This window comes from Rhodococcus sp. HM1 (genome assembly GCF_023218075.1).
Taxonomy (GTDB): Bacteria; Actinomycetota; Actinomycetes; order Mycobacteriales; family Mycobacteriaceae; genus Rhodococcus.
In genome coordinates this window covers 1-22,935 of the sequence record NZ_JALPTB010000001.1, presented here as the reverse complement: position 1 = coordinate 22,935, position 22,935 = coordinate 1, and the positions used below count along the sequence as shown (strand labels likewise).

Annotated in this window: 19 protein-coding genes; 7 read left to right on the top strand and 12 right to left on the bottom strand. The window is 69.7% G+C overall.

The window, feature by feature from the left end:
* Positions 1-15 precede the first annotated feature (15 nt).
* Positions 16-1,551, bottom strand: a complete 1,536-nt coding sequence (locus M1M07_RS00095) for an amino acid permease (protein WP_248672890.1) — start codon at positions 1,549-1,551, stop codon at positions 16-18.
* Between the two features lie 143 nt (positions 1,552-1,694).
* Between M1M07_RS00095 and M1M07_RS00090 the strand changes: the two genes are divergently transcribed.
* From M1M07_RS00090 to M1M07_RS00080, 3 genes are read left to right on the top strand one after another with little or no spacing between them, the layout of a single operon-like run.
* Complete coding sequence (locus tag M1M07_RS00090; protein WP_248672889.1) at positions 1,695-2,603, top strand: putative nucleotidyltransferase substrate binding domain-containing protein; 909 nt, start codon at positions 1,695-1,697, stop codon at positions 2,601-2,603.
* Positions 2,600-3,379 carry a Fic family protein gene (locus M1M07_RS00085; RefSeq protein ID WP_248672888.1) on the top strand — a complete coding sequence of 260 codons (780 nt, stop codon included), beginning with the start codon at positions 2,600-2,602 and terminating at the stop codon, positions 3,377-3,379. The genes M1M07_RS00090 and M1M07_RS00085 overlap by 4 nt, the downstream gene beginning before the upstream one ends.
* Positions 3,376-4,074: a TetR/AcrR family transcriptional regulator gene (locus M1M07_RS00080; protein WP_248672887.1), complete on the top strand. Its 699-nt coding sequence runs from the start codon at positions 3,376-3,378 to the stop codon at positions 4,072-4,074. The genes M1M07_RS00085 and M1M07_RS00080 overlap by 4 nt, the downstream gene beginning before the upstream one ends.
* Before the next feature lie 52 nt (positions 4,075-4,126).
* Here the strand turns inward: M1M07_RS00080 and M1M07_RS00075 are convergent, their stop codons facing one another.
* Positions 4,127-4,915 carry an IclR family transcriptional regulator gene (locus M1M07_RS00075; protein ID WP_248672886.1) on the bottom strand — a complete coding sequence of 263 codons (789 nt, stop codon included), beginning with the start codon at positions 4,913-4,915 and terminating at the stop codon, positions 4,127-4,129.
* 246 nt (positions 4,916-5,161) lie between these two features.
* Between M1M07_RS00075 and M1M07_RS00070 the strand changes: the two genes are divergently transcribed.
* Entirely contained in the window at positions 5,162-5,770 is a 609-nt protein-coding gene (locus M1M07_RS00070; protein WP_248672885.1) for a TetR/AcrR family transcriptional regulator, read from the top strand.
* A gap of 29 nt (positions 5,771-5,799) precedes the next feature.
* Here the strand turns inward: M1M07_RS00070 and M1M07_RS00065 are convergent, their stop codons facing one another.
* Genes M1M07_RS00065 through M1M07_RS00055 form a run of 3 tightly spaced genes read right to left on the bottom strand, consistent with a single transcriptional unit; the run spans position 5,800 to position 9,051 of the window.
* On the bottom strand, positions 5,800-6,630 hold the full coding sequence (locus tag M1M07_RS00065; RefSeq protein WP_248672884.1) for a mycofactocin-coupled SDR family oxidoreductase: 831 nt from the start codon (positions 6,628-6,630) through the stop codon (positions 5,800-5,802).
* A gap of 1 nt (position 6,631) precedes the next feature.
* Positions 6,632-7,420 carry a mycofactocin-coupled SDR family oxidoreductase gene (locus M1M07_RS00060; protein ID WP_248672883.1) on the bottom strand — a complete coding sequence of 263 codons (789 nt, stop codon included), beginning with the start codon at positions 7,418-7,420 and terminating at the stop codon, positions 6,632-6,634.
* An 8-nt stretch (positions 7,421-7,428) separates the two neighbouring features.
* On the bottom strand, positions 7,429-9,051 hold the full coding sequence (locus M1M07_RS00055; protein ID WP_308200751.1) for an NAD(P)/FAD-dependent oxidoreductase: 1,623 nt from the start codon (positions 9,049-9,051) through the stop codon (positions 7,429-7,431).
* 316 nt (positions 9,052-9,367) lie between these two features.
* Between M1M07_RS00055 and gabT the strand changes: the two genes are divergently transcribed.
* Positions 9,368-10,717 (top strand): 4-aminobutyrate--2-oxoglutarate transaminase, encoded by a 1,350-nt coding sequence (gene gabT / locus M1M07_RS00050; RefSeq protein WP_248673008.1) that lies wholly within the window; start codon positions 9,368-9,370, stop codon positions 10,715-10,717.
* An 83-nt stretch (positions 10,718-10,800) separates the two neighbouring features.
* Here the strand turns inward: gabT and M1M07_RS00045 are convergent, their stop codons facing one another.
* Genes M1M07_RS00045 through dnaK form a run of 4 tightly spaced genes read right to left on the bottom strand, consistent with a single transcriptional unit; the run spans position 10,801 to position 14,883 of the window.
* A complete protein-coding gene (locus M1M07_RS00045; RefSeq protein WP_197252087.1) occupies positions 10,801-11,208 on the bottom strand; it encodes a heat shock protein transcriptional repressor HspR in 408 nt (135 codons plus the stop codon).
* Entirely contained in the window at positions 11,208-12,371 is a 1,164-nt protein-coding gene (dnaJ, locus tag M1M07_RS00040) for a molecular chaperone DnaJ (RefSeq protein ID WP_248672882.1), read from the bottom strand. Before dnaJ ends, M1M07_RS00045 begins: the two co-directional genes overlap by 1 nt.
* A gap of 35 nt (positions 12,372-12,406) precedes the next feature.
* Entirely contained in the window at positions 12,407-13,045 is a 639-nt protein-coding gene (grpE, locus tag M1M07_RS00035) for a nucleotide exchange factor GrpE (protein ID WP_197250939.1), read from the bottom strand.
* Positions 13,042-14,883: a molecular chaperone DnaK gene (dnaK, locus tag M1M07_RS00030; RefSeq protein ID WP_197250938.1), complete on the bottom strand. Its 1,842-nt coding sequence runs from the start codon at positions 14,881-14,883 to the stop codon at positions 13,042-13,044. Before dnaK ends, grpE begins: the two co-directional genes overlap by 4 nt.
* Positions 14,884-15,360: 477 nt before the next feature.
* Between dnaK and M1M07_RS00025 the strand changes: the two genes are divergently transcribed.
* Complete coding sequence (locus tag M1M07_RS00025) at positions 15,361-16,344, top strand: hypothetical protein (RefSeq protein ID WP_248672881.1); 984 nt, start codon at positions 15,361-15,363, stop codon at positions 16,342-16,344.
* Between the two features lie 25 nt (positions 16,345-16,369).
* On the opposite strand, the gene M1M07_RS00020 is transcribed toward M1M07_RS00025, so the two are convergent.
* Genes M1M07_RS00020 through M1M07_RS00010 form a run of 3 tightly spaced genes read right to left on the bottom strand, consistent with a single transcriptional unit; the run spans position 16,370 to position 21,290 of the window.
* The gene (locus M1M07_RS00020) at positions 16,370-17,821 is read right to left on the bottom strand and encodes a dynamin family protein (RefSeq protein WP_248672880.1); all 1,452 of its coding nucleotides are present in this window, start codon (positions 17,819-17,821) and stop codon (positions 16,370-16,372) included.
* Positions 17,818-19,629 (bottom strand): dynamin family protein, encoded by a 1,812-nt coding sequence (locus M1M07_RS00015; RefSeq protein ID WP_248672879.1) that lies wholly within the window; start codon positions 19,627-19,629, stop codon positions 17,818-17,820. Before M1M07_RS00015 ends, M1M07_RS00020 begins: the two co-directional genes overlap by 4 nt.
* Before the next feature lie 56 nt (positions 19,630-19,685).
* On the bottom strand, positions 19,686-21,290 hold the full coding sequence (locus tag M1M07_RS00010) for an IniB N-terminal domain-containing protein (RefSeq protein WP_248672878.1): 1,605 nt from the start codon (positions 21,288-21,290) through the stop codon (positions 19,686-19,688).
* Between the two features lie 230 nt (positions 21,291-21,520).
* Between M1M07_RS00010 and M1M07_RS00005 the strand changes: the two genes are divergently transcribed.
* A partial coding sequence (locus tag M1M07_RS00005) for an Hsp70 family protein (protein ID WP_248672877.1) occupies positions 21,521-22,935 on the top strand: 1,415 nt, incomplete at its 3' end.

Here is a 22,935-nt window from a genome sequence, read left to right as displayed (position 1 = left end):
GGAGAAAGCGGGCGGTCAGAGCGAGCGGACGGGGCGCGGGTGGGTCCGGCCGCGGGGGAAGCACAGGATGCCGAGGGCGACGATCGCGACGATGGAGATCGGTCCGGCCCAGCGCAGGATCGGGGTGTCGCCCGCCGGGTCGAAGATCTCGGCGCGCGGCCACGACAGGTTCACGACCATCACCAGCCCGTAGAGCACGGCCAGGGCGTTGACGAGCACACCCCAGCGGCCCAGGGAGAACAGCGGGCGGCCCTCGGCGTCGGTGCCGCCGTCGCCGGAGACCCAGCCGCCGGTCAGCCGCCGGTACAGCATCGGGGCGGTCACCAGCAGGTAGGCGAGGTAGATCGCGATGATGCACACGCTGGCCAGGGTCGAGAAGATCGCCGAGTTACCGACGTTGAGCAGCAGCACCGCGACGCAGGCGAGGCCGACGACGATGGACGGGGCGATGGGGGTGCCGGTGCGGCGGTTGACGGTCGCGAGGGTCTTGGAGAACGGGAGGCGTTCGTCGCGGGCCATCGAGAACATCAGGCGGGAGGCGGCGGTCTGGATCGCGAGGGTGCAGATGAGGATCGCGATGGCGACGTCGACGAGCAGCACGGTGCCCCACGGCGAGGACAGCACGGTGTCGAGCACGTACGGCAGGCCTTCGGCGGCGAGGCGGCCGTCGGTGAGGCTGGGTGCGGCCATGAGCGCGCCGAGGATCATGAGGCCGCCGCCGAGTGCGGACACGCTCAGCGCCATGCGGATGGTGCGCGGGGCGACGCGGCGGGGGTCGCGGGTCTCCTCGGCGAGCTCGCCGGCGGAGCCGAACCCGACCATGACGTAGGCGGCCATCAGGCCGGAGGCGATCCACGCCCATCCGTAGCCGCTCTGACCTGCGTGGATGCCCGTGTCGAAGACGACCTGGGGGCCGCGCTGTGCGTGGGTGAAGAAGACGCCGATGACTGCGATGACACCGACGATCTCGCAGATGACGCCGATGGTGTTGACCCGCGCCATCCAGCGCACCCCGACGCAGTTGATCGTGGTGGTGACGACGAGCAGGACGGTGCCGAGCAGGACGGCGTTGGCGGCGCCGCTGGGCGAGGTGAGCGAGGTGTCGTCGCCGATGATCTGGAAGCCGGACCACACGGTCGGCAGCACGACCTGCAGGGCGATCGCGGCGGCGGAGGCGGTGACGATCTGCGCGAGGATCATGAACCAGCCGCCGAACCAGCCGAGCACCTCGCCGCCGAGGCGGCGGGACCACTGGTAGATCGCACCGGAGAGCGGGTAGCGGGCGGCGAGTTCGGCGAAGCACAGGGCGACGAGGAACTGGCCGGCGAACACGACGGGCCAGGTCCAGAAGAAGGCCGGTCCGGCGAACCCGAAGCCCAGGCCGAACAGCTGGAAGATCGTGGTGAGGATCGAGACGAACGAGAATCCCGCCGCGAACGAGGCGAACTTCCCGAGGGAGCGGTGGAGCTGCTGTTCGTAGCCGAATTCGGCGAGATCTACTGCGTCGCCGCCTTTTTCGGGGGGCGCCGCGGCGGGCGTCGTCAATGCCATGGTGTCCTCGATTCGCGCAACCGTCAAAACCTGTCGGGTGACAGTTTTAGGTGCGCTCATTCCTGCGCGGTGACGGCAATGTTTCGAATGGGCTACCTGTGTTGCGAACGTGTGACACGGCGTCGGTGTGTCACTATCGCTGCATGCCGACCACCACCGACCACGCGCGCCTGCGCTCCGAATTCGCCCGCGGGGCAACGTCTGAGCACATCGCGGCCGAATGGTCGCGGCTGTGCGTCGACGAACTGCGCACCGCCCTCGACGGGCGCACCGACACCCAGGTGTGGGTCACCGGCAGTCTCGGCCGCGGCGAGGCACTGCCGGGATCCGACCTCGATGCCCTGGCCGTCACAGGGACCCCCCACGACGGCTTCGACGCCGCCGCCCTGCGCGTACCCGGGGTCATCGTCGACCCGAACGGAGCCACCCCGCTGCAGCGACGACTGCGCCGCACCCCGGACGAATGGCGCGCCGCGATCACCCGTTGGGCCGCGGACCCGCTCGAGGACCGTGGCATCGTCATGATCGGACTGCTCGCCGACGCACGCCCGGTCGGTGACCGTCCCGACCCCGATCTGAGCGAGGTGCTCGCCGCTGCGATCCGCGCCCATCCGCGTTGCCTGAACGCCGTCCTGTCCGACGCGCTCGCCCACCGGCCGCACGTGCGGCCGGCGTTTCCGCTGGTCTCCGCCCCGAACGTCGACCTCAAGCAGGATCTGCTGACCCCCGTGCGCAAGATCGCGCGTTGGGCGGCACTCGCCGGCGGGACCGGCGGGCACGCCACCGGGGAGCGCCTGGCCGCGGCCCGGCCCGGCGAATACCTCGAGGTCGACGAGATCGCCGACCTGCAGCGCTGCCACCACGAGATCCTCGACATCGTCACGCGCCGCGCCCTCTCCGGCCCCGGCATCGACGGCCCCGAGCCCCTGACCGGGTTCCGTCCCTCCGAGCGCGCCACCATCCGGTGGGTCTCGCGCACGGTCGCCGGCATCCAGCGCGTCCTCGACTATCGACTGTCCGCGTCGTCGTTCACCCGCCCGGACGGGCCGTGAACGCCGAGTACGCCGTCGCGCAGGCGATACACGCGCAGGAACTCGAAGGGTGGCGACCCGACGACGACGCCCGCGCCGCCCTCACCGCGTTCGCGACCGGGATGCTGGGGCGCGGCGAGTACATCGCCGCCGCGGTCGCGGCGGCACGCGCGCTCGACCCGAGCGAGCAGCGACCCCGACTGCTGCGCCGCTACCGCCCCTACTACGTGCGCGGAACATCCGTGCTGCGCAACGGAATCGGACTCGCCAATCCGGCCGCGCTGGCGGAGGCCGAGCATCGCGTGTGCGCGGCGCGGATCGCCGAGATCCACCTGGGGGCGATCGTGCCGGACGTTCCGCTCGTCGCGTCGATCCACCAGCACCTGTTCGGCGACGTCTATCCGTGGGCCGGGCAGCAGCGCATCGTCGACCTGCGCAAGGCCGACGCGAGGTTCCTGCCGGTTCCGCATCTCGCAGCGCGCACGGCGGCACTCGAGGCCGGCGCCGCCACCCTCTGCCCCACCGAATTCACCTCGGCCGCAGCCGCCATCGTTGCGGATCTCGTTGCGGTGCATCCGTTCCGGGAGGGGAACGGCCGCACCGCGACGACGCTGCTCGCCGTCCTCGCCCGCCGCGCCGGGCTGCCGTTCGACCTGCGCCGCATCGACCGCACCGCGTGGATGGATGCCTCGCGGGCGGCAATGGCCGCCGCGGACAGCGATCACCGGGTCCCCGCCGCACCGTTCGTGCCGATCGTCGAACGAGTGGTCGGGATGTGGCAGAGTGAGTCAGCGTGACCGGACCCGGACGACCGCGCCTCGTGGAGAGCCGACGCCCCGGCGCGTCGGGCCGCGAGGAAATCCTCGATGCCGCAGGCGAATTGTTCGTCACGCGGGGTTTCGCCGCGACCTCGACCCGCGCGATCGCCGACTCGGTGGGAATTCGGCAGGCGTCGCTCTACCACCACTTCCCCACCAAGGAATCGATTCTCGCGGCGCTGCTCGATTCGACGGTCGAGCCGTCGCTGCGGTACGCGCGCACCCTCGCCGAGCTGGGCGGCGATCCCGCGCTGCTGCTGTGGGCCCTGACGGCGGGCGACTCGTGGAATCTACTGACGGACCGGTCCAATCTGGGCCGGCTGTACCTGATTCCGGAGGCGGATGCGCCGGGACTGTCCGCATTCCACGCCAAACGCCGCGAATTGCACGGCATCTACCGGACTCTCGCAGCGCAGGTCGTCGCGGACCCGAAGGATCCGCGGTGCGCCCTGCCGGTGCGGGTCACCGAATCGGTGATCGCGATCCGCGCGGACGACCCGACGATCGCGGCCCCCGCCGACGGCCCGCTGCCGGCGTCGGCGGGACTCGTCGCCGACAGCGCGCTGCGCATCCTGGGCATCGAACCGACCGACACACTCCGGGAGGCCGGCACCGAACTGGTGGCCGCCCATCGCCACGCCGCCCCATCCCCGGGCGACGACCGGCCGGAGTGAAGGTCTCCGTCGCTCGGTCGGACAAACCTGCTCCTCACCGTCGGGCCGCCGGTCAGAGCCCGACGGCAGCGTAGGCCGGGGAAACCCGGCGATCGCCTTTCTCGCCCGTCGGGTGCGCGCCGCCCCGCCACTCTTGCGGCGGACGCCCGGCTCCGCGCTGCGCCGCATCCCAGATCGCGCGTCCGGTCTGCCGGAGCAGGGAGACGATCTCGGTCGAGCGCATCTGTTCGGTGGGGCCCCATACGCTCAGCGCGGTCGTCGCGTAGCCGGGCGGACCGATCTGGACCGCGTAGGCGACGGAATCCCGCACGATGCTGCCGCGGCTGACACACACTCCGCGTTCACGGATCTCACGCAGTTCCCTGCGCAGGTCCGCCGCCGAACCGGAGTTCGGCCGCGGCGAACCCGGGTTGCCGGGAAGGTGATCGAGGAGCTCGTCCTCGGGAAGGCACGCGAGGAGCATCCTGCCCGCCGCCGTCAGGTGGGCGGGCTGGGTGATGCCGGGACGGCGAGGCGCCGCCCAATCCGTCCAGATTCCCTCGGTGTAGACGATGTCGGAGCCGGAAAGCGTCGCGAGGTACACGCTGGCACCGGTGGCTCTGCCGAGCCGGTTCATGTACGGCAACGCGACCCGGTGCACGGCGTCCTTGTCGAGCGCATGACTGCCGATGTCGAACAGCCGCATTCCGACGCGGTACTCGAAGCCGGTTCGGTCGAGCGCGCCCAACTCCGACAGACGCGTGAGCAACCGATGCACGGACGATCGCGGCACACCGGTTCGACGCGAGACCTGCGCCAGCGTCAAGGATTCACCACCCGAGAAGGCCTCGAGTACGGACATGATGCGATCGACCATGGCAATGGGTGACTCGGCACGATTCGACGACTGCAAGACAACCTCCAACGTGGCACAAACTGCCTTGATTGGCAGATTATGCCACCATGTGACTACACTCACAACAGTGCAGTCGAGATCACTCCGGCGCACCCGTCGCGAAGCCCGGACCGCCTACCGCCGGCGAGGACACGGGAGAATTCACATCGATCACCCCGATCCTGTCGTCGACGATCACGAGAAAGGCGCGCCATGCCGAAGAGACGAGCGAGCACTCTGGCCGAGCGCCGGTATGCCGACGTGCGGTTTGCGATAGCGACGGCTGCTCGGGACTTGTTCCTCGAGAACAACTCGACCTCCGTGACCGTCGACGCCATCGCACAGCAGGCGGGGGTGTCGGTACGGACCTTCCACCGCCACTTCGCAGCGAAGGAAGACGTCGTGTCCCCCTTGTTCGAACGGTCCGCCGAGAGCCTGGTCGAGCAGTTCGATGCCCGCCCCGGCGGCAACGACGTCGTCGCCGTGATCGTGGGTGCGCTCACCGCCGAACTCGCCGACGACGCCGGCGGCTGGCGTCAACTGCTCCAGCTCCTCATGGCCTCACCCGAGTACCGCCTCCGCTGGGAATACACCGAGGACCGGCTCATCGACAGTCTCGCCGACCTGCTCGCCCGCTCCTCGATCTACGCCGACGACCGCTTCCTTCGCCGCCTCGTCGCCCAGATGATCTTCACCGCCTCCCGCGCGGCATACATGGAGTGGCTCTTCGGTGCCGAGCAGCCTCGCATCGAGGACCTGCGCGCCCTCCACATCCATGCCTTGACACCGCTGATCGAAGGGTGGCGTCCCCGCCGCGTCTGACGGTTCACCCCTGCAGACGATTCGTCGGGTCAGCGCTGCGTGCTGCCCGCATCCACCGGAAGCGCCACCGACGTGATGTACCGGGCTTCGTCCGAGGCCAGGAACAGCGACGCGTTGGCGACGTCCACGGGTTCGACCCACGGGATCGGCAGCATGTTCATCGTCCTGGCGGCCTCGGCGAACTCGTCGAGCGTGGGCTCGTCCCTGTCGGGCCGGAACACCTTGCGCACCGAGGGATTCTGGATCATCGTCGTGTTCACGTTGGTCGGATGCACCGTGTTCACACGGATCCCGTACTGCGCGACCTCCCCCGACAGGGCCCGCATCAGGCCGACCACGCCGTGCTTGGCCGCGGTGTAGTGGGACACTCCGACCAAACCCCTCAGTCCCGCAATGGAACTGGTGATGACGATCGATCCTCCCCCACGTGCGATCAGGTGCTCCACCGTCGCGGTGCAGGTGTGCCACACCCCGGTCAGGTTCACGTCGAGCATCGTCTGCCATGCCGTGTCGTCGAGCTCGAGGGAGGGTGCCGACGACGTGATTCCCGCTGTCGCACAGACGATATCGATTCCCCCGAACGCCTCCACGCCGCGATCTGCCACCTCCCGCAGCGCCTCGAGGTCGCGCACGTCCGCGATGTACGGATCGGCCTTGCGACCGAGAGCCCGCACCTGCGACACGGTTTCCTCGAGATCTTCCCGCGTCGACGGTGGAGTCGACACCGTCTCGGTCGGTCCACACAGATCGACGGCAACGATGTCGGCGCCTTCCTGTGCGAAGCGCACGGCCTGTGCACGTCCGATGCCCCGGGCCGCGCCCGTGATCAGCGCGACCTTTCCGTCCAAACGTCCACTCATCTCAAACCTTCTGGGTCAGACCGGCATCGACGACGAGTTGCGTGCCGGTGATGTAACGGGAGTCCTCGCTCGCCAGGAAGAGCACCGCATTGCTCACGTCCACCGGGTCCACCCACGGAACCGGCAGCAGATTGCGGGACGCGAGCACAGCGGCCGCATCGGCCTCGGTCGGGTTGTCCACGTCCGGGCACAATCTCGCGAACACCCGGCTGTTGATGATCATCGGAGTGCGCACCGACCCGGGGTGCACCGTGTTGACCCGGATCGACCGGGAACCGAGCTCGTTCGCCAGCGTGCGCGCAAGGCCGATCACGGCATGCTTGGCCGCCGAATAGTGCGCCGCGGACGGAATCGCCTTGATACCCGCCGTGGAACTGACGAGAATCACCGACCCGCCACCCGCGAAATGCGCGACTCCCGCCCGGACCGTGTTCCACGTGCCGGTGAGGTTCACGTCCAGCGACCGACGCCACGTCTGCGGATCGATCGTCCACGACGGGCCGGGGACGTCGTACACACCCGCGTTCGCGACCACCACGTCGAGACCCCCGAGCACGCTCGCTCCCCGGTCGACGGCCGCCCGCAACGCCGCCGTGTCCCGGATGTCGGCGGTCTCCGCGACGCAGGTTCGTCCGGTAGCACGGACCGCGTCTGCGGTGGCGTCGAGTTCGTGGCGCGTGTCCTCGAGGTCGAGCGCGAGCACGTCGGCCCCCGCCTGCGCCAGGGTCACGCAATGACTTCTGCCCATGCCCCCTGCCGCGCCGGTGACCAGAACACGCGATCCTGTCATCTTCCGCACTACAACACCTTTCGGGCCGGACCGCCGAGGGCGAATCCCTTGTAGCCCGCCTCGGCAACCTCGTCGAGGATCTGGCCGTACGCTGCGAATCCGCCGATGAACGGCATGAACACCCTCGGCTTGCCGGGGATGTTGGCCCCCAGGTACCACGAGTTCGCCGAAGGGAACAGCGTTGTCGATGCCCGCTCGTTCAATTCGGCGACCCACGCGTCGACCGCATCCGAGTCGGCTTCGATGGTCGCGGCTCCCCGCTCGTCGATGTACTCGATGCAATCGACGATCCAGTCGAGGTGCTGCTCCGAGGTGAGCACCATGTTCGCCAGCGGTCCCGGGCTACCGGGACCGTTGACCAGGAACATGTTCGGGAATCCGTTCACCCCCAGCCCGAGGTAGGTACGAGGGCCGGCCGCCCATTCGTCGACCAGACGCCGGTCGTCGCGACCGCGGATGTCGATGCGGCTCAACGCGCCGGTCATGGCATCGAAACCGGTTGCGTAGACGATGATGTCGAGATCGTACTGGCCCTCGGTGGTCGCGATGCCGGATTCGGTGATGTGGTCGATCGGGGTGCGCTCGAGATCGACGAGGGTCACGTTGTCGCGGTTGAAGGTTGCGAAATAGCCGGAATCCGTGACGATCCTCTTCGTCCCGATCGGATGATCGTCGGGAATCAGCGTCGCGGCCAGCTCCGGATCGGTCACGATCTGCCTAATCTTGTTCTCCCAGTACACACGGGCGGTGTCGTTGGCCTCGAGATCGGTCAGCTGATCGGGGAACGCCTTGCTGAACAGGACTCCGCCACGGTTCCACCACTCGTCGTAGATCCTGGTGCGTTCCTCGTCGGTGACATCGAGCGCGCTGTGGGGGTACGGGGTGAACGGTGACCCGCCTCCGCTGAGTCTGGACAGGCGGCGTCGCTCCGCGTAGGTCGCCTTGATTTCGCGCATGGTCTCGGCATCGAAGGGACGGTTGCCCGCCGGGATCGAATAGTTGGCTGTGCGCTGGAAGACGTACAGATGATCGGCTTCCTCCGCGATGAGCGGAATCGACTGCATCCCGGATGATCCCGTCCCGATGACCCCGACACGCTTACCGGCGAAGTCGACCGCGTCGTGCGGCCAGCTACCGGTGTGGTACGCCTCGCCCCGGAAGTCGTCACGTCCCGGAATGTCGGGAAGGTTGGTGGCAGAAAGACATCCGGTGGCGAAGATGCAGTACCGGCCGGTGGTGACCTCACCGTCGTCGGTACGGATCCGCCACACCGAGTCGGCCTCGTCGAATTCCGCCGAGACCACCCGCGTCGAGAACCGGAAGTGACGCCGCAGATCGAACCTGTCGGCGACGTGCTCGAGATAGGCGAGGATTTCCGGCTGCGTCGCAAACCGTTCCGACCACGTCCACTCCTGCTGGAGGTCGTCGTCGAACGAGAACGAGTAGTCGACGCTCTCCACGTCGCAGCGCGCGCCCGGATACCGGTTGTGGTACCACGTGCCCCCGACTCCTCCCGCCGACTCGAACCCCTGGACGGTCAATCCGTGCCGGCACAACGTGTGCGCGGCATACATTCCGGCGACACCTGCACCGACAATCACCACGTCGACCGCGGCGCTCTTGCTGTTCACGATGGGACACCTCTTTCGAATCCGGCCGATACACGCCGGTAGGGGACCGTGCTCGTGCCGAGACACTAGGAGCGCCTGTATCGGGGCCGAAACCGATCCTCCCGGCCAGCGGTCGCCCTGGCGGAGGCGCCGATCCGGTCGACGTCGCATGTTGCGCATTCTCCGGCTCAACCCGGCCGGCGCCGATATCGTCGAGGTCACCGGTATCGCTGCGGCCCACGCCGGCTACGAACTGTCGCCGGCGGTAGCCGCGGCACAGCGGCCCCAACCCGAACACGCACGACACACCCGCAGCACCGACCGAGGAACGCCCGTCATGAACCTCGCATACCGACTTCCCCAGCGGCGAAGCCTCCGCACTCCCCTTCCGGGGCCCCGCTCGACGGAACTGACCGAACGGCGCCGGCAGGCGGTCGGTGCCGGGGTGGGATCGTCCGTCCCGGTCTACGTCGCCGACGCGGACGGCGGCGTCATCGTCGACGTCGACGGGAACTCCCTGATCGACCTCGGTGCCGGAATCGCCGTCACCAGCGTCGGTGCGTCCGATCCGGCTGTCGTGGAGGCAGTTCGGGAACAGGCCGGGCGATTCACCCACACCTGTTTCATGGTCACCCCGTACGAGGGGTACATCGAGGTCGCCGAGCGGCTCGCGGAACTGACCCCCGGTGACCATCCCAAGCGCACGGTGCTGTTCAACAGCGGCGCCGAAGCGGTCGAGAACGCGGTGAAGATCGCCCGCATCGCCACCGGGCGCGACGCCGTCGTGGTGTTCGATCACGCCTACCACGGCCGCACGAACCTGACGATGGCGATGACTGCGAAGAACATGCCGTACAAGCACGGTTTCGGTCCGTTCGCGCCCGAGGTGTACCGGGTGCCGATGTCCTATCCCTTCCGGGAAGGCCTCGGATACGACGGCACCCCGGTCACAGGTGAGCAGGCCGCGCGCCGCGCCGTCACGCTGATCGAGAAGCAGGTGGGCGCGGAGAACGTCGCGGCGATCGTGATCGAACCGATCCAAGGAGAGGGCGGATTCATCGTGCCCGCACCCGGTTTCCTTCCGGCACTGGCCGATTGGGCACGCGACCACGGTGTCGTGTTCGTGGCCGACGAGGTGCAGACCGGCTTCGCCCGCACCGGTAGCTGGTTCGCCTGCGAGCACGAACAGGTGGTGCCCGACCTGATGACCCTCGCCAAGGGCATCGCGGGCGGCCTGCCGCTCGCGGCGGTCACCGGGCGCGCCGACCTGCTCGACGCCGTGCACCCCGGCGGACTCGGCGGTACCTACGGCGGCAATCCGATCGCGTGCGCGGCGGCGCTCGCGACACTGGCCCGGATGCGTGATCTCGACCTGCCTGCCCGCGCCCGGCACATCGCCGACATCGCGGTGCCGCGATTGCAGGCGCTGGCCGACGAATGCGACATCGTCGGGGAGGTGCGCGGGCGCGGGGCGATGCTCGCGATCGAGTTCGTGATGCCCGGAAGTCGCGAACCCAACCCGGTCGCGACCGCTGCGGTCGCCGCGGCCGCGCTCGCCCAGGGCGTCGTGCTGCTCACGTGCGGCACCTACAGCAACGTGATCCGACTGCTGCCGCCGCTGGTGATCCCCGACGAACTGCTCGTCGAGGCGCTCGATGTGCTCGAGGACGCAGTCCGGGCGGTGTAACCCTCTCCGACGCAGACGGGAACCGTCCCCCGGTCGAGCCGAGTGTCGGTTCCCGTCAATCGGATTCGGTAGTGTCCCGGAGGTCAGGAGTCGCGCTGGTGGCGCGGCTTCCACACCACGAGGGCGTTGCTGCGCGGAATCGGGACGAGGTCGCGGCGCGCGCTGCGCAGCTGCTCGACCTCGGCGGTCAGTTCCGCGACGCGCTGCTGTAGAGCCTCGACCTGGTTGGTCAGTTCGATGACGCGCTTGATGCCCGCCAGGTTCACGCCCTCGTCCTGCGACAGGCGCTGGACCTCACGCAGCAGTTCGACGTCGCGCGGCGAGTACCGGCGACCGCCACCGCTGGTGCGGTGCGGCGTGACCAGGCCGAGCCGGTCGTAGTTGCGCAACGTCTGCGCGTGCATCCCGGCCAGTTCCGCCGCCACGGAGATCACGTACACGCGGGCGTCCGGGTCGCCGGAATGACCACGCGGCTGCCTCGGTTCCGACATCATGCACCTGCCCATCCCTCACGCGGATCGAAGCCGCTGTTCTTTTCGGCATGCAGATAGACACGCAGGGCGTCGATGGCCTGGTCGTCCAGATGCTGCGGGATCGCGACCTTGACGGTGACCAGCAGGTCGCCGGCGCCACCGCTGCGCTTGGGTACGCCGCGGCCGCGCACGCGCAGCACGCGTCCGTCGGCCGTGCCCGGGGGGATCTTCAGACCCACGCGACCGTCGAGGGTCGGCACCGACACGGTCGCCCCGAGAACGAGTTCGCCGTAGCTGACCGGCAATACGAGGGTCAGGTCGTCGCCGTCACGGCCGAACACCTTGTCGGGACGCACGTGCACGGTGACGAACAGGTCGCCCGACGGCGCGCCGCGCAGTCCCGCCTCGCCCTGCCCGGCGAGCCGGATCCGGGAACCGTCCTTGATGCCCGGGGGCACTCGCACGGTGATGGTGCGGGTCCGGTTCTGGATGCCCGTGCCACGGCAGTCCTTGCACGGGCTGTCGATGATCGACCCGGTGCCGCGGCAGTCGTCGCACGGCTCCGAGAAGCCGAACGCACCCTGGTTGCGCGAGACGATCCCGCTGCCGTTGCAGTACGGGCACACCCGCGGGCTCGTGCCCGGCTCGGCGCCGCTGCCGTGGCAGGTGGTGCACGGTGCGGGGCTGGTCATGCGCAACGGCACGGTGACGCCCTGCACCGCGTCGCGGAAGTCGAGAGTCGTCTCGGTTTCGACGTCGCCGCCGCGGCGGGGACGCGTGCGGGTCGTGCCGCCGGCACCGCCACGGTTGAACAGGCCACCGAACAGGTCGCCCAGTCCGCTGTCGGCCGCGCCACCGCCGAACAAGTCGCCGATGTCGAAGTTGGTGCTGGTGAAGCCGCCACCGGCACCGGGATGGAAGCCGCCGAACCCACCGCCGCCGGACGCGAACAGCCGCCGCGTCTCGTCGTACTCCTTGCGCTTGGCGGGGTCGGACAGCACGGCGTTCGCTTCGCTGACCGCCTTGAAACGTTCCTCGGCGGCAGCGTCGCCCGGGTTGGCGTCGGGATGCAGATCCCGCGCCAGCTTCCGGTACGCCTTCTTGATGTCGTCCTGCGACGCGTCGGGGGAGACGCCCAGGTCCTTGTAGAAGTCCTTCTCGATCCACTCCCGCTGGCTCACCGGGCGCCTCCTCCTCTCGCAGTACTTGTTGTTTCTTACTCGGTGCCCGACTCCTCCGGCGGCGTTTGCGCCGGAGTGTCGGTCGGCTCGCCGTCGGCCACGGTCACCATCGCGTGCCGCAGCACACGGTCGCCGAGCCGGTACCCCTTGCGGAGGACCGCCCCGAGGACGGGATTGTTCCCGTCGCCTTCCATCTGAACCGCTTCGTGCAGATCCGGCTCGAACGGATCACCCTCCGCACCGAACGACTCGAGGCCGAGGCCTGTGAGAATGCCGACGAGCTTGTCGCTCAGGGCCTTCATCGGTCCGGTCTCGAGGTCGCCGTGCGCGCGGGCCCGATCCAGGTCGTCGACCAGGTCGAGGAACTGGCCGACCACCGACGCCTTGGCGCCTTCGATCGCAGCTACCTTCTCCCGCTCGATCCGACGCCGGTAGTTGGCGTACTCGGCCGTGACGCGCTGCAGATCCGCAGTGCGCTCGGCGAGTTCGGCCGTTTCCGGCGACGGCTCGGCGGTCAGTGCGGCTTCGTCTCCTGCGGCAGGAGCCGGCGACTCGGATTCCACTTCGACGACCTGCGCTTCGGCATCCGCTTCGCGCACCTCGAAGGTTTCCGGGTCGATCCGTCGCTTGTCGGTGACGGTCACCGGTTCCTGCTCGCGCTTGTCGGCACTCACTTCTTGTCCGTATCGCTCGGCTCGTCGACGACCTCGGCGTCGACGACGTCGTCGGCACCGGCGGCCGCACCGTCACCGGCAGCGGCACCATCGGCACCCTGGGCCTCGTAGATCGCCTGGCCGAGGGCCTGCGACTCGGTCGCAAGCTTCTCGACCGCGGCCTTGACCGCGGCGATGTCGGAACCGGCGAGAGCGTCGTTGGCTTCCTTGATGGCAGCCTCGACCTTCGTCTTGACGTCGGCCGGCACCTTGTCCTCGTTGTCCTTGATGAACTTCTCGGTCTGGTGCACGAGCGACTCGGCCTGGTTGCGGACCTCGGCCTCCTCGCGACGCTTCCGGTCCTCCTCCGCGTGCGCCTCGGCGTCCTTGATCATGCGGTCGATCTCTTCCTTGGAGAGGCCGGAGCCTTCCTGGATCTTGATCGTGTTCTCCTTGCCGGTGCCCTTGTCGCGGGCGGTGACGTGCACGATGCCGTTGGCGTCGATGTCGAAGGTCACCTCGATCTGCGGGACACCGCGCGGAGCCGGGGCGATGCCGCCGAGCTCGAAGGAGCCGAGCAGCTTGTTGTGCGCGGCGATCTCGCGCTCGCCCTGGAAGACCTGGATCTGCACGGACGGCTGGTTGTCGTCGGCCGTGGTGAAGGTCTCGGACCGCTTGGTCGGGATGGTGGTGTTGCGCTCGATGAGCTTGGTCATCACGCCACCCTTGGTCTCGATGCCGAGGGACAGCGGGGTGACGTCGAGGAGCAGCACGTCCTTGACCTCGCCCTTGAGGACACCGGCCTGCAGGGCGGCGCCGACGGCGACGACCTCGTCCGGGTTCACGCCCTTGTTGGGCTCGCGGCCACCGGTCAGCTCGCGGACCAGGTCGGTGACGGCGGGCATACGGGTCGAGCCGCCGACGAGGACGACATGGTCGATGTCGCTGACCGAGATGCCTGCGTCCTTGATGACCTGCTGGAACGGAGCGCGGGTGCGTTCGAGGAGATCGCTGGTGATCTTCTGGAACTCGGCGCGGGTGAGCTGCTCGTCGAGGAACAGCGGGTTCTTGTCCGCGTCGACCGTGATGTAGGGCAGGTTGATGGAGGTGCTCTGCGAGCTGGACAGCTCGATCTTCGCCTTCTCCGCAGCCTCACGCAGACGCTGCAGGGCCATCTTGTCCTTGGTCAGGTCGATGCCGTTCTGCGCCTTGAACTTGTCGACGAGCCAATTGACGATGCGCTCGTCCCAGTCGTCGCCACCGAGGTGGTTGTCGCCGGAGGTCGCGCGGACCTCGACGACGCCGTCGCCGATCTCCAGGAGGGACACGTCGAACGTGCCGCCACCGAGGTCGAAGACGAGGATGGTCTGTTCCTTCTCGCCCTTGTCGAGGCCGTATGCGAGGGCCGCGGCGGTGGGCTCGTTGACGATGCGCAGCACGTTGAGACCGGCGATGGTGCCGGCTTCCTTGGTGGCCTGACGCTGTGCGTCGTTGAAGTACGCGGGGACGGTGATGACGGCGTCGGTGATGTCCTCACCGAGGTACGCCTCGGCGTCGCGCTTCAGCTTCATCAGGATGCGCGCGCTGATCTCCTGCGGCGTGTACTTCTTGTCGTCGATGGTGACGGTCCAGTCGGTGCCGATGTGGCGCTTGACGGAACGGATGGTGCGGTCGACGTTGGTGACCGCCTGGTTCTTGGCGGGCTGACCCACCAGAACTTCGCCGTTCTTCGCAAACGCGACGACCGACGGAGTGGTACGGGAGCCCTCGGAGTTCGCGACCACCACGGGCTCGCCGCCTTCCAGAACGGAAACGACCGAGTTGGTGGTTCCGAGGTCGATGCCGACCGCACGAGCCATAATTCTCCTCCAATGTCTCGCCGCGACACCTCGTTGCATCGCGGACCTTCATGCCCTAACCCTGAGCCTGTTCGACTCAAGTGAGCGAAGCCGACTCAAGCTTGCACCCGCACCGAGACTGGAGTCAAGCCCAAGTTGAGTCTGGCACGCTCAGGTTTGTCGAGGGGTTTAACCGCAACCGTCACGTATTTGTTCCAGTGCGTGACGCGGATCACCCCTAGCCCCGCCAGCCGCGCAACCGCCAGACAGCAGCGCGCGGCATGCACCGCGCCGCTGTCTTTCCCGTCGGCCGCTGTGGACGCTGGGCTACCCCCCGCGCCCGGCAGACACCCGCGCCCGGCATGCACCGCGCCGCTGTCTCCCCCGTCGGCGGCTGCGGCGACGGGGTTATCCACAGGCGCCTATTCGATCCACAGATTTGGGCAATTCGCCATCGGAGCGTCCCGATTCACCGAAATCACGGCCACGCTGACCGCCATGACCGATCCGACACCGATATACCGATCCGACCTTCTCGCCTCCGGCATCACCCCCGACGAACTGCGGCAGGCATTGCGCAGTGGCGCTCTCACTCCGGTCGCGCCCGGTGCGTACCTTCGCCGCGCCGAGGCCGACGCACTCGACGACGACGCCAGGCACCGTGTCCGAGGGCGATGCGTGCAGCACACGCTCGGCTGGGACGCGGTGCTCAGCCACGTCACCGCCGCACTGTTCCACGGAGCCGACCTGTGGAACCCCGACCTGTCCCGCATACACATCACCCGTGACCGGAGGTCGGGTGGACGACGGACGGACAACCTCCACGTCCATCCGGCGCCGATCGCGCGCGAGGAGATATTCGTCGTCGGCGCGGCGGCGGTCACCTCACCCGCGCGCACGATCGTCGACCTCGCCCGGTCACTGCCCGTCGACGAGGCGGTGATCGCCGGGGATTCGCTGCTGCGGCGGTATCCGTCCGCTCTCGTGGGAATTCCGGCCGCGCTCGACGGTGCTGCCCTGCGCGCCGGGGTCGCGTCGGCGCGACGCGTCGTCGACTTTCTCGACGGACGCAGCGAAAGCGCCGGCGAATCCCTCGGCCGCCTCCGGCTCCGTTCGGCCGGGATCCCCGAACCGAGCCTGCAACGCGAGTTGTTCACACCCGACGGCACCTTCGTCGCCCGCGTCGACTTCTTCTGGGAAGAACTCGGCATCGTCGGCGAATTCGACGGTATGGGTAAGTACGGCGCCGGGGATCCCGAGTCGACGGCAGAGTCCGTCCACCGGGAGAAGCTGCGCGAGGACGCAATTCGCGGCCTGGGATTCGAGGTCGTGCGGTGGACGTGGGCGGAGTTGTTCCGCTTCGACGTCGTCGCGGATCGCTTCGCGCGAGCCGCCGAACGCGCCCGCCACTCACTCCCGCCGACGGCGAAGACACCGGCGCGGTGCATGCCGCGCGCCACCGTCTACCCGGCGCGCGGCTGAAACCGGAACCAGGCGCGCGGGTGCATCAGACGCCGGCGAGCACACCTTCCGCACTGCGCACCGCGACCGATGCGGCCCGTGCGGTGAACGGGTCCAGAAGCGGGTGTTCGGCCCGCGCACGCCACGCACGAACCGCCGCGACGCCCGCGGCACGGACCTGTGGGGCGGGGGCGTCGTCGGGCAATCCCAGCCGTTGCCGCGGCCCGATCCCGAAACCCCCGACGAGGCGCTGCAGCTCGAACAGATCCTCGTCGTCGAGCGCGACGGGACGCGAGCGCAACCGGCCGAGCAGGCGAAGTTCGACGAACCCGTGTCCGTCGGCGAGTTCACGTTGCACCGACGCGAGCAGGTGCCGGTCGCCGCACGCACGCAGCACCCGCCCGAGCGACAGCAGCGCCGAATGGGTCTTGAGCTGATCGGCGCGCTGCCCGAACTGGACGTCGATCACCTGCCGCAGCTCGTCGAGCCCGCTGCGCGCGAGCAGTTCCGCGGCGAGCGTCGGGGAGTCACGGACCCCCAGCTGCACGAGCGCGACGGCCATCCGGATACCGAAGAGCCCGAACCGGTCCGCGAGCTGCGCGCGCAACTCGGGGTCGACGGGCAGTGGCATGTCCGGACGCGAGAAGCGGTCGACGGACAGCATCGCCGCCTGCAGATCGGCGGCCGGGACGCCGGCGAGCGCCTCGAATGCGGCGAATTCGCGTTGGCGCAGGGTTCGCGCACCGAGCGCGAGCAGGCCCACGACCGGAACAACCGCCTGACACAGCCCGGTGCGTTCGAGTTCCCCGGCGAAGCGGGACGCGACGTCCTTCGCCGACATCATCGCGTCGGCACGGCCGGCACCGATCTCGTCGGCCCGGGAGACGACGCCGATCACCCCGAGCGGCCCGGACTCCCCACCGACGTGGCGGCCGATGCGGTCGAGGAACTGCACGTCGGCGGCACCGAGGGTGCGCATCAGGTAGACGACGGCGTCGGCGCCGGACGCCGCGTCGTCCGGGGTGAGCAGGTCCAGCGTGCGGGCCGAGACGTCCTGCGAGAGCGACGAGGTGCCGGGTGTGTCGATGATGGTGGTCTGCTGCAGCGCCCGCGCGGGCCACTCGACGTCGATTCCGTCGATGCGGTCGGCGGTCAGATCCCCCAGGTCGAACGTGAGCCGGCCGTCCCGGCGCTGGAGCGGCACGGGCCGCGACCGGTCTCCGTCGTAGCGGGCGGTCACCGAGGGCGTGGCCCCGTTGCGGTACCAGGTGACCACGCGGGTGCACTCGGTCGCGTCGGTGGGGGCGATGTCCTGGCCGACCAGGGCGTTGAGGAGAGTGGACTTTCCCGCCTTGAGGGAGCCTGCCAGTGCCACCCGCAGCGGTTGCGCCAGCCGCGCTTCGCATTCTGCCAGTTGCGATGCGACCCGCGGGTCCCGGCCGTAGACCGCCCGTGCCTCGGCGATCAAATACGCGGCTGCGCCCGGTACTGCACTCATGCTTGCGCTCCCGCCAGTTCGCGTGCCCGATCCCTCAGGGCGACAAGTGTCTTCAGGGTTTCCTCGAGTTCGGTGATGCGTTGCTGCCGCTGTTGTTGTTCCACCGTCGCGGCCTCCTGCGCCGCCCGCAGCGACTCCGACACCGATCGCAGTGTCTGGTCAGCGAGTTCGGTGAAGTGGTCGCGCAGTTGCCGCTGGATCGACCGCAACCGATCCTTCGATTCCTTGCCGACCTGGAAGCCGACGTCGTCGGTGAATCGCCGGATCGCGGTCTTCGCGTCGAGGCGTCGTTTCGCGATGCGGGCCTGCTTGTCGTCGCGATATGCCTTGGTGCCGAGCACGACTCCGGCGCCGATCGACACCGGATTGATCAGTGCCATACCCATGAACGTGGTGACGAGGCCGAACATGAGGACGCCGCCGTAGGAGCCCTTCATTCCGACCAGCATCTTCTGGCCCGGTCCGATCCGTCCGGGGTCGAGATCCTCGAGAGGATCGACCGGCTCGAACAACGAATCCAGGTCGGCGAGATGCAGGTTCGGCAACCGGGTCGCCCCGTCGGCGGCGAACAGGTCGGCGACCGTCGCGGCGAGGGCGGTCGACCGTTCGTGCGCCCACACGAAGTTGTCTCCGACGGATTCCGCGACCTGTTCGGCGAGCCATTGCCCGAGCCGCGGCCACTCCTTTCCGGGGTCGCATTCGTCGACCGCGGCCTCGGCGAGGCGGGTGACGTGCCGCAACCGGTCCCGCAGATCGTGGTCGATGTCGGCGGCCAGATCGGTGATGCCGTCGGCGAGGGTCTGCTGCCAACGGGCCGCGCGGGCGCGCAGGGCCTCGGCCGCCGTTTTCGCGCGGACGAGGTCCTCGACGGCGGCGGCCCCGGCGTCCGGGTCGCGCAGCGCCGCGAGTTCCCCGGCTACCCCCAGTGCGACGTGGTCGACGACGCCCGCGACGTCCTGCGCGACCGCGCGCCGGTCGGCGTCGGCACCGCGGGCGAGGACCCGGTCGCGCAGGTGGTCGTAGACGGCCGCGAACCCCGACTCCCTGTGCAGCGATTCGTCGTCGAGGCGTAGCGCGTGCTCGCGCAGCAGCGACGACACCGGCAGCAGTGGGACGTCGAGGTCGGCGCGCTGCAGGTGGGTGCGGTCGGCGTCGACGATCGCCCGCCAGTGCGGATACAGGTCTGTCTTGGTGACGAGCACCGCGACCGCGGGGCACAGCGTCCGGACCTGCCGCAGGAAGCTCACTTCCGGAGCGGTGAACTCCTGGCTCGCGTCCGAGACCACGAACACCGCGTCGGCGGACGAGAGCAGCGTGAGGGTCGCCGACGTGTGCGGGTTGGTGTGCCCGCCGACGCCCGGGGTGTCGACGAAGACGAGTCCGTCGGCGAGCAGCGGGCTCGGCACGTTCACCTCGAGCCGCCGGATCTCGCGTCCGTCCGCGTGGGCGCTGTGCAGTTCGGTGAGCGGGATCGGAACCCGCTCCGGGTCCGCGCCCGGTTCGGCGACCACCAGTGCGGCCGATGCCTCGGCCGCGTGCTGGACGAGGGTCGGGACCGCGGTCGTCTCGTCGTCACCCACCGCGCACACGTCGAGCCCGAGCAGCGCGTTCACGAAGCGGCTCTTGCCCTGGCCGAGCGACCCCACCACGACGACCCGCAGCCGCGGATCGACCACCCGCGTGCGGGTCGCGGCGAGCCTGGCGGCGAGGTCGGCGCGGCCCGCGGCGCAGGTGTGTTCGGTTGCCTCGTCGACGAGTTTGGCGAGTGTGGCGCGACGGCTCGCGGGGTCGACCGGTGTGTTCTGCATGATGCTGCGTCGGCTCGCCTTCTGTTGTCGATCGAGGGTGATTATGACGGCCCGGCTCAGTTCAGGAGGTCGTCGATGTCGACGGAATCCGGGCCGACCTGGCTCGATCCGCCGACGATCAGGCCGTTGCCGCCGAGCGAGGAGTCGAATAGACCGCCGGTGCCTGCGGCGTTGCCGAACACGTCGCCCGGGTCGAGCGACGACCACACGTCCGCCGCGCCCTGGACCCCGCCGGACAGCGAAGTCCCGAGGTCCGCGGCACCCTGCAGTCCCGCTCCCAGGCCGGCGCCGAGATCGACGCCGAGGTCCGCTGCTCCCCCGACGGCACCCGAAACTCCGGCACCGAGGTCCGCGGCACCCGTCACTGCGCCGTCGACGGCTCCGGACACTCCACCGGCCAGACCGGCCGCGGCGTCGGCCGCCCCGGACACGGCACCGTCGACCGCACCGGACACCGCACCGGTGAGCTGACCACCGGCCTCTGCCGCGGTGTCGACCGCAACCAGGCTGTCGGCGACGAGCCCGCCCGTCACATCCGCACCGGCCGCCAGGCCGCCGCCGAGGGTGGTGGAGAGCTGCGCGCCGAGATCGGCGGCCACGTCGGCACCGACGGACACACCGGTCGCCAGGTCACCGCCCAGCCCGGCCCCGGCCTCGCCACCGACCTGCAGCACCGAGTCAACCGCAGCCGACAGGTCGGCAGCTGCCCCCACATCGGCGGACACGTCCACACCGCCGGACAGATCGGCGCCGAGGTCGAGGGCGGAGCCGACGGCACCGCCGAGCGAGCCACCCAGTTCCGCTCCGGCCCCGAGCGCGCCTGCCAGCGCGGTACCGACCGCGACGCCGAGGTCCGCGCCGCCGCCCACCGCGGCGTCGACCGCGGTGGAGAAGTCGCCACCGGCGGACAGTGCCGTGTCGAGCAGGCCCCCGAGGGCAAGGCCCACCTGGCCGCCGAGGTCGCCACCGACCCCGAAGGCCGCCTCGAGGGTGGCGCCGAGATCGGCACCGGCAGCCACGCCCCCGGCCGCACCGAGAGCGGCGTCCAGCGCGGCACCCAGGTCCGCGGCGACGCTTCCGTCGAGTCCGAGACCACCGGCGAGTGCGCCCGAGACCGCGCCGCCGAGGTCGGTGGCAGCTCCTCCGCCGAGGCCCAGCGTGGCGTCGAGGACGGATCCGACGGCCGCACCCAGCTCGACGCCGGCCTGCCCACCCACCTGCAGGACCGCTCCCAGAGCGGTAGCCAGCTCACTCACCGCACCGATGTCGAGACCGGTGTCGAGGTGCAGATCGCCGTCCGCCTCGGATTCGGCCTCCGCCCCGAGACCGAGGCCGAGACCACCACCCAGGCCGCCACCGAGACCGGCACCCAGACCGAGCCCGGCACCGGCAGCGGCGCCCAGCCCGGCGCCACCCACGAGACCGGCGGCGGCAGTGCCGGCGATCGTGCCGGCTCCGCTCAGGGCGGCGGTCAGGTCGGCGGCCGATCCCACGAACAGACCGGTGTCGGCGACCAGCGGCGCGACCGCGACGATGTCGGCGTGGCACACGTCGGTCAGCCCGGCCTCGGCGAGCACCAGGTCGGGGTTCTCGCAGTAACGGGCCAGGGCGTCCTCGTCGCGGAACAGGGCGAGGATGAAGTCGAGCACAGCGTTGGACATCGCGATCTCCTTGAGCGTTCGGGGCTGATTTCGAACGTAGGAACCCCCGGCCCCCGCACCCAAGGGGGTCGGCACCCCCACCTGCCTGCGTCGGTACATTAGGGGCTCGAGCGGCAATAGGGGCCGGGCCCCACCATTCGGACGCCCCGCTAACGAAAGGCAGCCGCGAAACGACATATCCGGTCGACCCGGCGGAGCCGTCCCGCCACGAATTTCGTCAGGAGCGACCGATGACAGCAGGACTGGGCGTCACGATCGGATGGGCGAACGCGGTGGCTGCCGCCATCGTGCCCGAACGACCGGACGATCCGACGGTCCTGCGGCGGCCCACCGTCGTGCGCTTGCACGACGACGGCACCGCCGAACTGGGCCACGAGACGGGCACGCGGGTCTTCACCGACTTCGTGCACAGAGTCGGAGACCCTGTCGGCATCCTGTCCGAGGACGGCACCTCGGTCACCGGCGAGGACCTCACCGCGACCGCGGTGTCCTGCCTGCTCCACGCGTCTCCGCCGCACGGGGCTGCGACGGTGACCTACCCGGCCACGTGGCCCGAGCACACCGTCGACGCGCTGCGCGGGGCACTCGACCGCGCGGGTCTGCACTGGGCGACGCTGATGCCCGAACCGGTGGCTGCGGTGCACTGGCTCCGGTCGGCGCACGGTCCGCTCGGCGACGAGGTCGTCGTGGTCTACGACCTGGGTGCGCACACCCTCGACGTCGCGGTGCTCCGCACCGGCGCCGAACCCGAGGTGCTGGGCCGCCCGCTGTCGACCGACGAGGTGAGCGGCGACGTGCTCGATCACCTCGTGACCACCCATGTGCTCGACGCCGTCGGCGACGTCGACCTCGACCTGTTCGAGCCGGCCACCGTGGAGGCGCTCACCGAGCTGCGGGCCCGGTGCCGCGCGGCGAAGGAGGAGTTGTCGGCGGATACCGACGCCGTCGTCGCGGTCGATCTGCCGGGTGTCCGACGCGATGTGCGGCTGGTACGTGACGAGGTCGAGGAACTCGCGCGGGGTCCGGTGCGAGATTCGCTGCCGCTGATCTCCGAGGCGCTGCGCGGCGCCGACATCGACCCGTCCGATGTGAGCCGCGTTCTGCTCGTCGGTGGCGGATCCTCCATACCCCTTGTCGCCGAATCGATTTCGTTCGAACTCGGCCTGCCGGTCACGGTCGCGCCCCAGCCCGCCGACACCGCGGCGACCGGTGCGGCGCTCGACGCGGCGCACAGGCTGGCGGACCCGGCTGCCGCCACACCGGAGCCGATCCGCCCGGCCGACGATGCGTCCACGACAGAACTGTCCGTGGTGGTCCCGCCCGCCGCGTTCACCCGCCCGGCGGTCGCACCGCGGGAGCCCGTCCAACCGCTGCGATCCAAGGCCCGCAGGTTCGCGCTGATCGGCGCCGCCGCCGCCGCAATCGTGGTCATCACCGGCGGCGGACTCGCGGTCGGCACGCTGACGGCAAGCACCGGCGAGGCCGGCGCCGAGTCCGCGCCGACCGAGGTCGCGACCGGCGCGCCCACCACGCCGGACCAGCCGACCACCACGCCGGTGAGCGCACCCGCGGAAAGAACCCACCCCGCCGCGACCGCCGCGACCCCGGCAACGCCCGGCTCGACCGTGCAGGTCCGGCCCGCAAC